General features: G+C 75.0%; 4 protein-coding genes. All 4 read right to left on the bottom strand.

The window, feature by feature from the left end; all coding sequences use genetic code 11:
- Nucleotides 1–127 precede the first annotated feature (127 nt).
- Nucleotides 128–940: a dimethylargininase gene (ddaH, locus tag ACTVZO_RS33120; protein ID WP_443301820.1), complete on the bottom strand. Its 813-nt coding sequence runs from the start codon at nt 938–940 to the stop codon at nt 128–130.
- Nucleotides 941–1,024: 84 nt separating this feature from the next.
- Nucleotides 1,025–2,317 carry an MFS transporter gene (locus tag ACTVZO_RS33115; protein ID WP_443301819.1) on the bottom strand — a complete coding sequence of 431 codons (1,293 nt, stop codon included), beginning with the start codon at nt 2,315–2,317 and terminating at the stop codon, nt 1,025–1,027.
- Nucleotides 2,318–2,323: 6 nt separating this feature from the next.
- Nucleotides 2,324–11,230: an amino acid adenylation domain-containing protein gene (locus ACTVZO_RS33110; RefSeq protein ID WP_443301818.1), complete on the bottom strand. Its 8,907-nt coding sequence runs from the start codon at nt 11,228–11,230 to the stop codon at nt 2,324–2,326.
- The gene (locus ACTVZO_RS33105; protein WP_443301817.1) at nt 11,179–15,876 is read right to left on the bottom strand and encodes an amino acid adenylation domain-containing protein; all 4,698 of its coding nucleotides are present in this window, start codon (nt 15,874–15,876) and stop codon (nt 11,179–11,181) included. The genes ACTVZO_RS33110 and ACTVZO_RS33105 overlap by 52 nt, the downstream gene beginning before the upstream one ends.
- Nucleotides 15,877–15,905: the final 29 nt, after the last annotated feature.

Raw genomic sequence — 15,905 nt, 5'->3', positions numbered from 1 at the left:
AACAGCCGATCGACGTAGGAGCACCGGCGTCGATCGGCTGCGTTGATCGGGCGTCGAGGGCGGTGTTGAGGACGGTGTTGAGGACGGTGTTGAGGACGGTGTTGGGGGGCGTGGAGGGGGGTGACGGTCAGGCCGCTCCGCGGATCTCCAGGGTGCAGCACTTCACGCTGCCGCCGCCCTTGAACAGTTCGGAGAGGTCCATCCCGACCGGCCGGAAGCCGCGTTCGCGCAGCATGGCCGCGACCCCGGTCGCCGCCTCCGGCAGCACCACGTTCAGGCCGTCGCTCATCGCGTTGAGCCCGAACACCTCCGCGTCCGCCTCCGCCACCAGCAGCGCGTCCGGGAAGAGCCGGCGCAGCACCGCCCGGCTGCCCGCCGAGAACGCGCCCGGATAGTACATGACCTGGTCGGCGTCGAGCACGCTGAGCGCGGTGTCCAGGTGGTAGAAGCGCGGGTCGACGAGGTCCAGGCCGACGACCGGGCGGCCGAGGAACTCCTGCGCCTCCGCGTGCCCGTCGGAGGCGCTGCGGAAGCCCCGCCCGGCGAGCAGGTGGCTGCCCGTCAGCAGCAGGTCGCCCTCGCCCTCGTTGACGTGGAGCGGGTCGTGGGTGGTGAAGCCGTTGGCCCGGAACCACTCCAGGTAGGCGGGGCCCTCGGCGGCGCGCTCGGCGTTGCGGAACCGGGCGCCGAGCACCTTGCCGTCGACGACGGTGGCGCCGTTCGCCGCGTAGACCATGTCGGGCAGGCCGGGCAGCGGGTCGATCAGGTCCACCCGGTGTCCGAGGGCGAGGTACTGCTCGTACAGCCGCTGCCACTGCGCGACCGCGAGGTCCGTGTCGACCGGCTTGGCCGGGTCCATCCAGGGGTTGATCGCGTAGCTGACCTCGAAGTGGGTCGGACGGCACATCAGGAAGCGGCGCGGGCGGGCGGTGCGGGTCATGGGAGGCTCCGGAAGGACTGAAGGACTGAAGGACTGAAGGACTGAAGGGACTGAATGGCTGACGGGCTGACGGGCTGAGGGCGGTCAGGGCGTCGTCGGGCGCTCGGGGAAGTTCCGCAGACCGCGGAGCGGGCTGGCCAGCAGGACCGCGCCGGCCGAGAGCAGCACGCTCGCCATGATCCAGAGGGTGGTACGGGCGCCCAGCACCTCGCCCAGCCAGCCGCCGAGGAGGGCTCCCACCGGGATGGCGCTGAAGTTGACCGTCGAGGCGCTGGCCCGGATCCGGCCGATCATCGCGGGCGGGCAGTACGCCTGGTAGAAGCTGCCGGCGATGACGTTCCCGGCGATCACACCGCAGACCGCGACCGACCAGGCGACCGCGCTCACCGGCAGCGGCAGCCGCTCGCCGGCCATCGGGAGCAGGAGGATGAACGGCGCGCCGACCAGCTCGCAGAGCAGCAGCCCGCGGGCCGTGCCGAACCGGCGGGCGATCCGCCCGGCGAGCGCCGCCCCCGCCAGGCCGCCGACCGAAACCGCCGCGAACACGAGCCCGATGCCGCCGGGCGAGACGCCCACGGTGCGGACCAGGAAGACGGTCTGCACCGCCTGGATGCCGTTGAGCCCGAGGTTGCCGACCGCCGCGAAACTGGCCAGCGTGCGCAGGTACGGGTCGTGTGCCAGGAAGCGGACCCCCTCGCCGATCTCGCGCAGGATCCCGCGCCGTTCGGAGACCGGCGGCGGCTTCTCCTCCACCTTGATCGAGCCGACGCACAGCGCCGCCACCAGATAGGTCACCGCGTCGGCGAGCAGACCGCTGACCGCGCCGAACGCCTGGGAGAGCAGGCCGGCCAGGCCGGGGCCGGCGATCTCCGCGGCCGCGTCGCCGGAGCGCAGTTTGACGTTGGCCTCGAGGAGGTCGGGCTTGGCGACCAGTACCGGCAGGACGGCGCTGTTCGCGGTGGACAGGAACACCTTGACCGCGCCGGCCAGCAGCGCGACGACCACCAGCTGGGCCATGGTCAGCAGGCCCAGCCAGCCGGCCACCGGCACACTGCCGAACAGCAGCAGCAGCAGGAGGTCGCAGACCAGCATCACCTTCAGCCGGGGCCAGCGGTCCACCCAGGCCCCGGCCAGCAGGCCGAGGAACAGCCACGGCACCCAGGCGGAGGCGGTCAGGAGGCCCACCATGAACGGCGAGGCCTCCAGGGTGACGACGGCCACCAGGGCGAGGGCGACGTTGCCCACGGCCGTGCCGAGGCCGCTGGTCGTCTCACCGATCCAGAGCTTGCGGAAGTTGCCCTGCGCCCAGAGGCCCCAGCGGCTCCTGCGCGGCGCGTCCGCCGCGGGGGACGGCGGCTTGACGGAGGCTGTGGTCATGGCGGGTCACACTCCAAGCTTCTCGGCGAGCACGGCGGCGATCCGTGCGACGGGCTCCGGCTGCGTCATGGCGCCGTGCGTGCAGGTGATGCGGTGTTCCTCGACGCGCCCGTCGACGTACGGACGCCAGGCCGCTCCGTACGGCCAGTCGGCGGGCTTGTCGAGGGTGGCGCCGAAGAAGACGGCGTCGCCGCGGTAGCGGTCCGGTACGTGTTCGGCCATCAGCTTGCGGTGCTGCTCGAACACGTCCGGCAGCACGCCGGCGGCCTCGCCCAGGAGTTCGGTGAGGTCGGCCTGGCCGCGTCCGTCGGCCGGGTCGTAGCCGAGCGAGGCGAGCAGTTCGGCGAGGGTGTCGACCGGGTCGTCGGAGGGCGGGGGGCCGTCGGCGGTGTACCGGGCGGGGTCGGCGGGGAGGCCGTCGAGGAGGGCGAGGAGGGCGACTTCCCTTCCCTCCGCCTGGAGGGCGACGGCCATCGCCTGGGCGACCACCCCGCCGAAGGACCAGCCGAGGAGGTGGTAGGGCCCCTCGGGCTGGACCGAGCGGATCTGCCGTACGTAGTCCTCGGCGATCTCGGTGACGGAGGACGGGGAGCCGCCGCGCAGGCCGCGCGCCTGGAGGCCGTGGACCGGCAGGTCCGGGCCGAGGTGGCGCAGCAGCCCGGAGTAGACCCAGCTGATGCCCGCGGCGGGGTGGACGCAGAACAGCGGGGCACGGGTGCCTCCGGCGCGCAGCGGGAGGAGGACGTCCAGGGCGCCGCGGGCCGCTCCGGCGTCGGCGGCGGGTGCACCGGACCGGTCGTCGGGGTCCGGGTCGAGGCGGCGGGCCAGGGCGGCCGGGGTGGGGGCTTCGAAGAGCGCCCGCATGCCGAGGTCGGCGCCGAGCGTGGTGCGGATCCGGCCGAGCAGCTTCATCGCGAGGAGGGAGTGGCCGCCGAGGCCGAAGAAGCCGTCGTCGATGGAGACCGGGTCGGGGAGGCCGAGGACCTCGGCGAAGAGGCCGCAGAGCAGCTCTTCGTGCGGTGTCCGGGGTGTGCGGCCGGTGGGCGAGGAGAGGAAGTCGGGGGCGGGCAGGGCGCGCCGGTCTACCTTGCCGCTGGCGGTCAGCGGCAGTGCGCCGATCGGGACGAGGGCGGCCGGCAGCATGTAGCCGGGCAGCGACCTGGCGGCGAAGGCGCGCAGTTCGGCCCGGTCGAGCGGGCCGTCCGCGACGACATGGGCGACCAGCCGGGGGCCGGAGGAGCCGTCGTCGTGGACCGTCACGGTGGCGGCGTGGACCAGGGGGTGGCGGGTCAGCACGTGCTCGATCTCGCCGGGTTCGATCCGGAAGCCGCGGATCTTGACCTGGTGGTCGGTGCGGCCCAGGTAGTCGAGCTCGCCCTGCCGGGTGCGGCGGACCAGGTCGCCGGTGCGGTACATCCGCTCCCCCGGAGCGAACGGGTCGGCGACGAAGCGCTCGGCGGTCAGGGCCGGGCGGCCCAGGTAGCCGCGGGCCAGGCCCGCGCCGGACAGGTACAGCTCGCCGGGGACGCCCGCCGGGACGGGGCCCAGGTGCTCGTCCAGGACGTAGGCGCGGGTACCGAGGACGGTACGGCCGAGGGCGGGGCGATCGGTGGCGGCGAAGGGCTGGGTGAGCGCGTCGACGGTGCACTCGGTGGGGCCGTAGAGGTTGTGGGCGGTGGTGGCGGGCGCCTCCCGCAGGCGGGTCCACAGCGCCTGGCCGACCGCCTCCCCGCCGAGCAGCACCACGCGGGGCGCGGGCTCCTCCAGCAGGCCCTCGTCGAGGAGCCGCTCGGCGTAGGAGGGGGTGACCTCCAGGACGTCGACGGACTCGGTGCGCAGGTGCCGGACGAGCGCGGCGGCGTCGCGGCGGACCTCGTCGCCGGTCAGGTGCAGTTCATGGCCGGCGACGAGCCAGAGCAGGCCGTCCCAGGAGGCGTCGAAGCAGAGCGAGGCGGTGAGCGCGACCCGCTGCCGGCCGTACAGGCGCTCGGTGGCGCCGATCGGGCCGGTGGCGGAGCGGTGCGAGGCGAGGAGTGCGGCGATGGAACCGTGGCTCACCACCACGCCCTTGGGGCGGCCGGTGGAGCCGGAGGTGTAGATCACGTAGGCGGCGTCGGAGGCGGTGGCGCGCGGCGGCGGGTTGCCGGCGGCGGGCCGGTTCGGGCCGCGGGCGCCGTACGTCTCCTCCGCCGGGTCCGCCGGGTCCGCCGGGTCCGCCGCCAGGACGGGCAGTCCGGCGAGCAGTTCGGGCAGGGGCCAGCCCTCGCCGGTCACGGCCAGTGCGGGCGCGGCGTCGGCCAGCATGGCGGCGGTCCGGTCGGCCGGGTACTCGGCGTCCAGCGGGAGCGAGACGGCACCCGCCTTGAGGACGGCGAGCAGGGCGATCACGCTTTCCGCGGAGCGCGGCAGGGCCAGGGCCACCACCGCGTCCGGGCCTGCGCCCGCGGCCGTGAGCCGGTGGGCGAGGTGGTTGGCACGGGCGTTCAGCTCGGCCCAGCTGAGCCGGGTGTCCCCGGCGACCAGGGCGGTCGCGTCCGGGGTGCGGGCCGCCTGGGCTTCGAAGGCGGCGGGCAGCAGCGGGACGTCCTGCGGCAACGCGTCGCCAAGGCACAGCAGTTCGGCACGTTCGTCGGCGGAGAGGAGGTCGATCCGGCCGATGGGACGGTCGGGCCGGGCCGCGACCGCCGTCAGCAGGCGGCCCAGCCGGACCGCCAGGGACTCGACGGTCTCCCGGTCGAACAGGTCGGTGGCGAAGTCGATCGCGCACTCCAGCCCGGCGGGCGCGCCGTCGGCGTCGAAGGACTCGCCCATGGCGACGGACAGGTCGAACTTGGCCGCGTACCCGCCGACCGGTTCGACGGCGGCCGTCAGTCCGGCCAGGCCGAACGGCGCCTCGGCGGGGCCGCCCGGTGAGCCGGTCCCGCCCCCGCCCTGGAGCAGCAGCATCACCTGGAAGAGCGGGTGGCGGGCCAGCGAGCGGGCCGGGTTGAGCTCCTCGACCAGCCGCTCGAAGGGCACGTCCTGGTGGGCGTGGGCGTCGAGTTGGGTCTCCCGTACGCGATGGAGCAGATCGGTGAAGTCCGGGTCGCCGGAGGTGTCGGTGCGCAGCACCAGCGTGTTGACGAAGAAGCCGACCAGGTCGTCGAGCGCCTCGTCCGAACGGCCCGCGACCACCGAGCCGATCGGCACGTCGGTGCCGGCCCCGAGCCGGGTCAGCAGCGCGGCCAGCCCCGCCTGCAGGGTCATGAACATCGTGACCCGGTGCTCGCGGGACAAGGCGGCCAGCGCCCGGTGCAGTTCGGCGCCGAGCGGGAGGACGACGCGGTCGCCGCGGTGTCCGCTGTCCGCCCGCCGGGGGCGGTCCACGGGGAGCGACAGCTCCTCGGGCAGCCCTGTCAGGGTGTCGCGCCAGTAGGCGAGTTGGCGGGCGGCGAGGCTCTCGGGGTCGTCCTCGTCGCCGAGCAGCTCCCGCTGCCACAGCGCGTAGTCCGCGTACTGGACGGGCAGCGGCTGCCAGTCGGGCGCCGAACCCTCGCAGCGGGCGGCGTAGGCGTCGGTGAGGTCGTGCAGCAGCGGGTCCATGGACCAGCCGTCGCCGGCGATGTGGTGCAGGACGAGGACGAGCAGGTGCTCGTCGGCGGCGAGCGGGAACAGGTGTGCGCGTACGGGGAGCCGGGCGGCGAGGTCGAAGGGGATCGCGGTGCATTCGGTCAGGGCGGCCGCCGGGTCGGCGGGCGGGGTGGTGCGGCGGTCGAAGGAGACCCGGGCCTCGGCGGCCGGGACGATCCGCTGGCGGGGCTCGCCGTCCTGCTCGGTGATCAGCGTGCGCAGGATCTCGTGGCGGGCGACCAGGTCACCGAGGGCGCGTTCGAGTGCGGCCGGGTCGAGCGGACCGGTGAGGCGCAGGGCGAGCGGCAGGTTGTAGAGGGCGCTGGGGCCTTCCATGCGGTCGATCAGCCAGAGCCGCTGCTGGGCGAAGGAGAGCGGCAGCCACCCGGGGCGCTCGCCGGCGCTCAGCGCGAGCCGGGCCCCGGCGCCGTCCAGCCGCTGGGCCAGGCCGGCCACCGTCGGCGCCTCGAAGACGTCGCGGACGTCGATCTCGGCCGCGAACACCGACCGGACCCGGCTGACCAGCCTCATCGCGAGCAGCGAGTGACCGCCGAGGGCGAAGAAGTCATCGTCGACGGAGAGGGGTCCCGGCACACCGAGCACCTCGGCGAGGAGGCCGCAGAGCAGTTCCTCGCGCGCCGTGCGGGCGGCCCGGCCGCCGGCGAAGAGCAGGAAGTCGGGGACGGGGAGGGCGCGCCGGTCGACCTTGCCGCTGCCGGTCAGCGGCAGCGCGTCGAGGGTGACGACCGCCGCCGGGACCATGTGCGCGGGCAGGGTCTGCGCCACGAACCGGCGGAGCTCGACGGAGAGTTCGGGGCTGGGTGCGGTGACCGCGCAGTGGGCGACCAGCCGGCGGTCTCCGTCCGGGCCGTCGTGCGGGGCGACCACGGCCTGGCGGACGGCCGGGTGGCGGGTCAGCTCGTGCTCGATCTCGCCGGGTTCGATCCGGAAGCCGCGGATCTTGACCTGGTGGTCGGTGCGGCCCAGGTAGTCGATCTTGCCGTCGCGGTTGCGCCGTACCAGGTCGCCGGTGCGGTACATCCGCTCCCCCGGCGCGAACGGGTCGGCGACGAAACGCTCGGCGGTCAGGGCCGGGCGGCCCAGGTAGCCGCGGGCCAGACCGGCGCCGGACAGGTACAGCTCGCCCGGGACGCCCGCCGGGACGGGGCCCAGGTGCTCGTCCAGGACGTGGGCGCGGGTGCCGAGGACGGTACGGCCCATGGTGGGGCGCTCCGAGTCGGCGTACGCCTGGAGCAGGGTGTCGACGGTGCACTCGGTGGGGCCGTAGAGGTTGTGCCCGGTGGTGGCGGGCGCCTCGCGCAGGCGGGTCCACAGCGCCTGGCCGACCGCCTCCCCGCCGAGCAGCACCACGCGGGGCGCGGGCTCCTCCAGCAGGCCTTCGGCGATGAGCTGTTCGGCGTAGGTGGGGGTGAACTGGACGGCGTCCACGCCCGCCGTACGGAAGTGCCGTACCAGGGCGGCCGGGTCGCGGCGCAGCTCCTCGCCGATCAGGTGCAGTTCGTGGCCGGCGACCATCCACAGCAGGCTGTTCCAGGAGGCGTCGAAGCAGAGGGAGGCGGTCAGCGCGGCGCGCAGCCGTCCGTGGGCCTTCGCGGGCTCGCCGAAGGTCTCCGCCTGGTGGGCGGCCAGCAGTCCGGCGATGGAACCGTGGCTCACCACCACGCCCTTGGGGCGGCCGGTGGAGCCGGAGGTGTAGATCACGTAGGCGGCGTTCGAGGGGTGGAGGGCGACGGTCGGCGCGTCCGCGGGCCGGTCCGCCCAGGTCCGCTCACCGGCGTCGAGGACGGCGAGGCCCTCCAGCACCTCGGGCAGCGGCCAGCCCGGGTGGGTGAGGACGGCCGCCGGGCGGGCGTCGGCCAGCATGTGGGCGGTGCGCTCCGGCGGGTACTCGGCGTCCAGCGGGAGGAAGGCGGCACCGGCCTTGAGCACGGCGAGCTGGGAGACGACCGTGTCCGCCGAGCGGCGCAGGGCGAGCGCGACCACGTCCTCGGGCCCGATGCCGGCGGCCCGCAGTCCGTGGGCGAGCCGGTTGGCCCGGGCGTCCAGTTCGGCGTAGGTCAGCCGGGTCTCCTCGAAGACCAGGGCGGTGTCGTCGGGTGTGGCCGCCGCCTGGGCCGCGAAGGCGGCCGGGACGAGGGGCGGTTCGGCGGGAAGCGGCCGGTGGCCGCCGAGGAGCGCGGCGCGCTCGCCCTCGGCGAGCAGGTCGGCGCGGCCGATCCGGCCGTCGGGGCGGGCCGTCATCGCCGTCAGCAGCCGGCCGAAGCGGGCGGCGACGGACTCGACCGTCTCCCGGTCGAAGAGGTCGGTGGCGAAGTCGATCGCGCAGTCCAGTCCGGCGGGCTCTCCGTCCGGTCCGAAGAACTCCTCCAGGGTCACGTTGAGGTCGAACTTGGCGACTCCGGTGTCCGCGGGCAGCGCCTCGGCGCGCAGGCCGGCGGGCTCCAGCTCGGCCCCGGCGTTGGACTGGAGGACCATCGCCACCTGGAAGAGCGGGTGGCGGGCCAGCGAGCGGACCGGGTTGAGCTCCTCGACCAGCCGCTCGAAGGGCACGTCCTGGTGGGCGTAGGCGCCGAGACCCGTCTCCCGGACGCGGCCCAGGAGTTCGGCGAAGGTCGGGTCGCCGGAGGTGTCGGTGCGCAGCACCAGTGTGTTGACGAAGAAGCCGACCAGGTCGTCGAGCGCCTCGTCCGAACGGCCCGCGACCACCGAGCCGATCGGCACGTCGGTACCGGCGCCGAGCCGGGTCAGCAGCGCGGCCAGAGCGGCCTGGAAGGTCATGAACAGGGTGACCCGGTGCTCGCGGCTCACCTCGACCAGCGCCCGGTGCAGTGCGGCGTCGATCGGCAGGGCGACCCGGTCGCCGCGGTGGTCGGCGCGGGCGCCGCGCGGCCGGTCGACGGGGAGCGTGAGCTCCTCGGGGAGGCCGGCCAGGGTGTCGCACCAGTAGGCGAGTTGGCGGGCGGCGAGGCTCTCGGGGTCGTCCTCGTCGCCGAGCAGCTCCCGCTGCCACAGCGCGTAGTCCGCGTACTGGACGGGCAGCGGCTGCCAGTCGGGCGCCGAACCCTCGCAGCGGGCGGCGTAGGCGTCGGTGAGGTCGCGCAGCAGCGGGCCCATCGACCAGCCGTCGCCGACGATGTGGTGCAGCGCGACGACCAGCACGTGCTCCTCGGCGGCGACCCGGAGCAGGGTGACCCGCACGGGCGGTTCGGCGGCCAGGTCGAAGGGGCGGCGGGCGGCCCGGTCGACCTCGGCTTCCACCGACTCCGGCGCGCAGTCCAGCTGTTCGACCGGCAGCGCGGCGTCGGCGGGGGCGAGGATCACCTGGTGGGGCTCGCCGTCGTGCTCGGCGATGACGGTACGCAGGATCTCGTGCCGGGCGGTCAGGTCGCCGAGGGCGCGTTCGAGTGCGGCCGGGTCGAGCGGACCGGTGAGGCGCAGGGCGAGCGGCATGTTGTAGAGCGCGCTGGGCCCCTCCATCCGGTCGATCAGCCAGAGCCGCTGCTGGGCGGAGGAGAGCGGCGGCCGATCGGGGCGTTCTCCGGCGCTCAGCGCGAGCCGGGCCCCGGCGCCGCCGTCCAGCCGCCGGGCCAGGCCGGCCACCGTCGGCGCCTCGAAGACGTCCCGGATGCCGAGTTCGGCGCCGAGCACCGCACGGACCCGGCTGAGCAGCCTGGTCGCGAGCAGCGAGTGACCGCCGAGGGCGAAGAAGTCGTCGTCGGCCGAGACCGGTCCCGTCACCCCGAGCACTTCGCCGAACAGACCGCAGAGGATCTCCTCGCGCGCGGTCCGGGCCGCCCGGCCGCCGGTGGCCGCCGCGAAGTCGGGGGCGGGCAGCGCGGACCGGTCGAGCTTGCCGTTGACGTTGAGCGGCAGCGCGTCGAGCAGGACGAAGGCCGCGGGGACCATGTAGTCCGGCAGCGCGGCGGCCGCGTGGGCGCGCAGTGCGGCGGGGTCGAGCGGGGTGTGCGCGACGACGTAGGCGGCCAGCCGGGTGCCGGCCGCGGCGTCCGCGGCGTCCCGGTGCGGCAGCACCGCGGCCTGCAGGACGTCGGGGTGGGCGGCCAGGACGGTCTCGATCTCGCCGGGTTCGATCCGGAAGCCGCGCACCTTGACCTGGTGGTCGGTGCGGCCCAGGTACTCGATGCGGCCGTCGGGGCGGCGCCGGGCGAGGTCGCCGGTGCGGTACATCCGCTCCCCCGGCGCGAACGGGTCGGCGACGAAACGCTCGGCGGTCAGGGCCGGGCGGCCCAGGTAGCCGCGGGCCAGGCCCGCGCCGGACAGGTACAGCTCGCCCGGGACGCCGGGCGGGACGGGCCGCAGCCCGGTGTCCAGGACGTGCGCGCGCAGGTTGGGCAGCGGGCGGCCGATGAGCGGGCGCGGGTCCGCGGAGAGCCGGTGGTGCAACGCGTCGACGGTGCACTCGGTGGGACCGTACATGTTGAGGACGACGGTGTCGGGCGCCGCCGCAAGCGAAGCCCAGAGGGTCTGGCCGAGGGCCTCTCCGCCGACCATCAGGAGGGCGGGCCGGCAGCGGTCGAGCAGGCCCTCCTCGACCAGCCGCTCGGCCTGGCCGGGGGTGACGTCGAGGACGTCTGCGCCGGTGTGCTCGGCGTAGCGCACGATCGCGGCGGCGTCGCGGCGCAGGTCGTCGTCGAGCAGGTGGAGTTCGTGGCCGGCGACCATCCAGAGGAACGCCTCCAGGGCCGTGTCGAAGGACAGCGAGGCCGTCTGGGCGAACCTGAACCGGTGCCCGGGGTGGCCTTGCCGGGCGGCGGGGATGGTCTCGGCGCGGTGGAAGGCGAGCAGGTTGGCGAACCCGCCGTGGCGGACCACGACGCCCTTGGGGCGGCCGGTGGAGCCGGAGGTGTAGATCACGTAGGCGGCGTTCGAGGGGTGGAGGGCGACGGACGGTGCGTCCGCGGGCCGGTCGGCCCAGGTCCGCTCACCGGCGTCCAGGACGGCGAGGCCCTCCAGCACCTCGGGCAGCGGCCAGCCGGCTGCGGTGAGGACGGCCGCCGGGCGGGCGTCGGCCAGCATGTGGGCGATCCGCTCGCGGGGGTAGTCGGCGTCCAGCGGGAGGAAGGCGGCACCGGCCTTGAGCACGGCGAGGACGGCGACGAGGGATTCGGCGGAGCGCGGCAGGGCGAGCGCGACCACGTCCTCCGGGCCGGCGCCGGAGGCGATCAGGCCGTGGGCGAGCCGGTTCGCGCGGGCGTCCAGTTCGGCGTAGGTCAGCCGGGTCTCCCCGAAGACCAGCGCGGTGTCGTCCGGGGTCGCGGCCACTTGCGCGGCGAAGGCCTCCGGGACGAGGACGTCGGCGCCGGGCCGGGCGGTGTCGTGCCATGCGGCGAGCGCGGCCCGGCCGGCCCCGCCCAGGACGTCCAGCTCGGCGACCGGGCGGTGCGGGTCCTCGCGGCGACCTGGGCCAGCAGGCGCGCCAGGGCTGCCGCGAGCCGTTCGGCGGTGGCCCGGTCGAACAGCTCGGTGGCGAACTCCAGGCCGCCTTCGAGACCGGCCGGCCCTCCGCCGGGGTGGTGGCGCTCGGAGAGGTTGAGGGTGAGGTCGAAGGCGGTGGTGGGCAGGCCGAGCGGCTCGTAGGCGGTCCGGGTGCCGGGGAACTCGGGGCCGCCGCCCGCGGTGTTGTCGAAGGCGATCATCACCTGGAAGAGCGGGTGCCGGGCCAGCGTGCGGGCCGGGTTGAGCTCTTCGACCAGCCGCTCGAAGGGCACCTCCTGGTGGGCGTAGGCGGCCAGGTCGGCCTCCCGGACCCGGGCCAGCAGCTCGGCGAAGGTGGGCCGGCCGGCGAGGTCGGTGCGCAGGACCAGGGTGTTGGCGAAGAAGCCGACCAGCTCGTCGAGGGCCGGATCGAGGCGGCCGGCGAGCGGGGTGCCGATGGGCAGGTCGTCGCCGGCGCCGAAGCGGTGCAGCAGGGTGGCGTAGGCGGCCTGGAGCACCATGAAGAGGGTGGCTCCGTGCCCGGCGGCCAGCTCGGCGAGCCGTGCGTGCAGGTCCGCGTCCAGCTCGAGCGGGACGACGTCGCCGCGGTGGCCGGCGACCGCCGGGCGGGGGCGGTCCAGCGGGAGCGGCAGCTCGTCCGGCAGCCCGGCCAGCGCCTCCCTCCAGTGGTCGAGCTGGCGGGAGAGCCGGGACTGCGGGTCGGTGTCCGCGCCGAGCGTCCGGTACTGCCAGAGGGTGTAGTCGGCGTACTGGACCGGCAGCGGCTCCCAGGCGGGCGTCTGACCGCCGAGGCGCGCCGTGTAGGCGTCGGCGAGATCGCGGAAGAGCGGCCGCAGCGACCAACCGTCGCTGGCGATGTGGTGCATCACCAGCAGCAGCACGTGCTCCTCGGGCGACTCGGGGCGCAGATAGGCGTGCAGGGGCACGTCGGCGGCCAGGTCGAAGGTGTGGCCGGCCAGCTCCTGCACGGGGCGGTCGGTGACGGTGAGCAGCGGGGCCGGGGGCGCGGGCAGGATCCGCTGGTACGGGACGCCGTCGTGGTCGCCGAAGACCGTACGGAGCGTCTCGTGGCGGGCGACGACATCGCCGAGGGCGCCTTCGAGTGCGGCCGCGTCCAGCGGTCCCGTGAGCCGCAGGGCCAGGGTGACGTTGTAGGTGGCGGCGGGGCCTTCGGCCTGGCCGAGGAACCACAGCCGGCGCTGGGCGAAGGAAACGGGCAGGCGCTCGGGCCGGGGTTCGGGGCGCAGCCCGGGCCGGGCCGGTTCGGTGGCGAGCTTGGCGGCGAGGTCGGCGACGGTCGGGGCCTGGAAGAGGTCGCCGATGGCGAATTCGGCGCCGAGTTCCGTGCGGGCCCGGCCGACCAGGCGGGTGGCCAGCAGCGAGTGGCCGCCGAGTTCGAAGAAGTCGTCGTCGATGGTGATGTCGTCGATGCCGAGGATCTCGCCGAAGAGCGTGCACAGGGCCTGTTCGCGCTCGTCGCGCGGGGCGCGGCCGGCGGTGTCGGCGCCGAGCTCGGGGGCGGGCAGTGCGCGCCGGTCGACCTTGCCGTTGGCGTTGAGCGGCAGGCCCGGCAGGACGACCACGGTGGAGGGGACCATGTAGGCGGGGAGGGTCTCGGCGGCGAACCGCTTGAGTTCCGCGCCGAGTTCGGGGCCCTCCTCGAGCGTGGAGCCGAGCACCGAGCAGTAGCCGACCAGCCGGGTGTCGCCGGGGCGATCCTCGCGGGGGATCACGATGACCTGGCGGACGGCGGGGTGGCGGGAGAGCACGGCTTCGATCTCGCCGAGCTCGATCCGGAAGCCGCGCAGCTTGACCTGGCCGTCGATCCTGCCGAGGAACTCGACCGCGCCGTCGGCCCGGCGGCGTACGAGGTCTCCGGTGCGGTACATCCGCCCCCCCGGCGCGTACGGGTCGGCGACGAAGCGCTCGGCGGTCAGCGCGGGCCGGTTCCAGTAGCCGCGGGCCAGCCCGGACCCCGCCACGTACAGCTCTCCGGGGACGCCGGGCGGGACGGGCTGCAGCCGGGCGTCGAGGACGTGGGCGCGCATGTTGTCGAGCGGGCCGCCGATCGGCGGCCGGGGCCCGGCGAGGTCGGCGGGGGCGAGGTGGTGGTGGGTGGCGAAGGTGGTGGCTTCGGTGGGCCCGTAGACGTGGGCGAGCAGCAGGTCGGGGCAGTGGTCGAGGACCCGCCGCATGAGGGTGCCGGAGGCGGCCTCGCCGCCGGTGCAGACCGTGCGCAGGGCGCGGAAGGTCTCCGGGGCCTGCTCGGCGACCAGGTCGAACAGGGCCTTGGTGAGGAAGACGGCGGTGACCGCGTGCCGGGTGGTGACGGCGTGCAGGGCGGCGGCGTCGAGGCTGCCGGGCGGGGCGACGACGACCGTGCCGCCGGACAGCAGCGGCGTCCACAGCTCGTAGGTGGCGGCGTCGAAGGCGTGCGGGGAGTGCAGCAGGATCCGCCGGTGCCGGCCGTCTTGCCAGCGGCGGTCGGCGGCGAGGCCGACCACGTCGCGGTGGCGGACGGCGACGCCCTTGGGGGTGCCGGTGGAGCCGGAGGTGAACATCACGTAGGCGAGCCGGTCGGGGTGGACGGGGACGCCGGGGTCGTGCTCCGGCGCGCCCGCCTCGTCTCCGGGCCGGACCACGGTGGCGGTGTGCGGGAAGCCCGGGTCGGGGCGGTCGGTGAGCAGGACGGGGGCGGCGGTGTCGGCGAGGAGTGCGGCCATCCGCTCCGGGGGCAGGCTCGCGTGCATCGGGACGTAGCAGCCGCCGGCCTTGACCACGGCCAGGGTGGCGACGACCAGGTCGACCGAGCGCTCCATCAGCAGGGCGACCGGGGACTCCGGCCCGACGCCGGAGGCGATCAGGTGGTGGGCGAGCCGGTTGGCGCGGGCGTTGAGCTCGGCGTAGCCGACGGCGCCGCCGTCGTGGACGAGGGCGACCGCGTCCGGGGTGCGGGCGGCCTGGGCCTCGAACAGCTCGGGCAGCGAACCGGACGGGAGGGGCGCGGCGGTGGCGTTCCACTCGTCGCGCAGGAGGCCGCGCTCCTCGGGGGCGAGTATGTCGAGGGTGCCGATCGGTGCCCCGGGGTCGGCGGCCGCGGCGGCCAGCAGCCGGCCCAGGCGCTCGAAGAGGGTGGTGACGGTGGCGCGGTCGTAGAGGTCGGCGGCGTACTCGACCGATCCCGTGAGGCCGTCGGGGGCGCCTTCGGGGGTGCGGCGCTCGGTGACCCCGATGTTGAGGTCGAACTTGGCGACGCGCAGGCCGAGCGGCTCGGGCACCGACTCCAGCCCCGGCAGGCCGAGTTCACCCTCCTCGTGGTTCTGCATCACGAGGAGGGTCTGGAACAGCGGGTGGCGGCCGAGGGCGCGGGCCGGGTTGACCTCCTCGACCAGCCGCTCGAACGGCACGTCCTGGTGGGCGAAGGCGTCGAGCTGGGACTCCCGTACCCGGCCGAGGAGTTCGGCGAAGGTCGGATCTCCGGAGGTGTCGGTGCGCAGGACCAGGGTGTTGACGAAGAAGCCGACGAGGTCGTTCAGTGCCTCGTCGGAGCGGCCGGCCACACCGGTGCCCAGCGGGATGTCGGTTCCGGCGCCGAGCCGGGTGAACAGCGCGGCGAGACCGGCCTGCAGGACGGAGAAGAGGGTGGCGCGGTGGCTGTGGGCCAGGCCGGTGAGCGCGGCGTGCAGTTCGGGCCCGTACCCGAAGGGCACGGCGTCGGCGGCTCCGGTCGGGGCGGGCGGGCGCGGGCGGTCCACCGGCAGCTCCAGCTCTTCCGGCAGACCGGCCAGCAGCCCACGCCAGTAGTGGAGCTGACGGCTCAGCAGGCTGTCGGGGTCGGCCTCCTCGCCGAGCACCTCGCGCTGCCACAGCGCGTAGTCGGCGTACTGGACCGGCAGCGGATCCCAGTCGGGGGCACGGCCGCCCTGGCGGGCGGTGTAGGCGGCGGCGAGGTCGCGCAGCAGCGGGCCGAGCGACCAGCCGTCGCCGGCGATGTGGTGGAGCACGAGGAGCAGCACGTGCTCGGTGGAGGATTCGGGGGAGGAACCGGCGGTGGTCCGGCCGGTGGACTCGGTGGAGGACTCGGTGGAGGACTCGGCGGGGGTGAGCGTGAAGACCGTGACCCGGATGGGCAGTTCGGAGCTCAGATCGAAGGCGTGGGCGGCGGCCCGGTCCCGCAGGGCGGGGTAGTCGCCCGGTGCGCAGTCCACCGTGTCGAAGGCGAACTCCGCCTCCGCGGACGGCAGGATCCGCTGCACCGGGACTCCCCCGGAGACCGGGAACACCGTGCGCAGGGCCTCGTGCCGGGCGACCACGTCCGCCGTCGCGACGCGCAGCGCCGCGGTGTCGAGCGAGCCGCGCAGGCGGACCGCGAACGGCAGGTTGTAGAGCGCGGTCGGCCCTTCGATCTGGTCGATCAGCCAGAGACGCTGTTGTGCGTACGAAACCGGGATCACGGTGCTTCCTCTGCTCACGTCACGGCGCGGATGGTGTTCGGGGTGCC

Origin of the sequence: Streptomyces sp. IBSNAI002, from assembly GCF_052244475.1 — a bacterium.
Classification (GTDB): Bacteria; Actinomycetota; Actinomycetes; order Streptomycetales; family Streptomycetaceae; genus Streptomyces.
The sequence above is the reverse complement of the archived record's forward strand: the minus strand, read 5'-3'. Positions and strand labels throughout refer to the sequence as shown.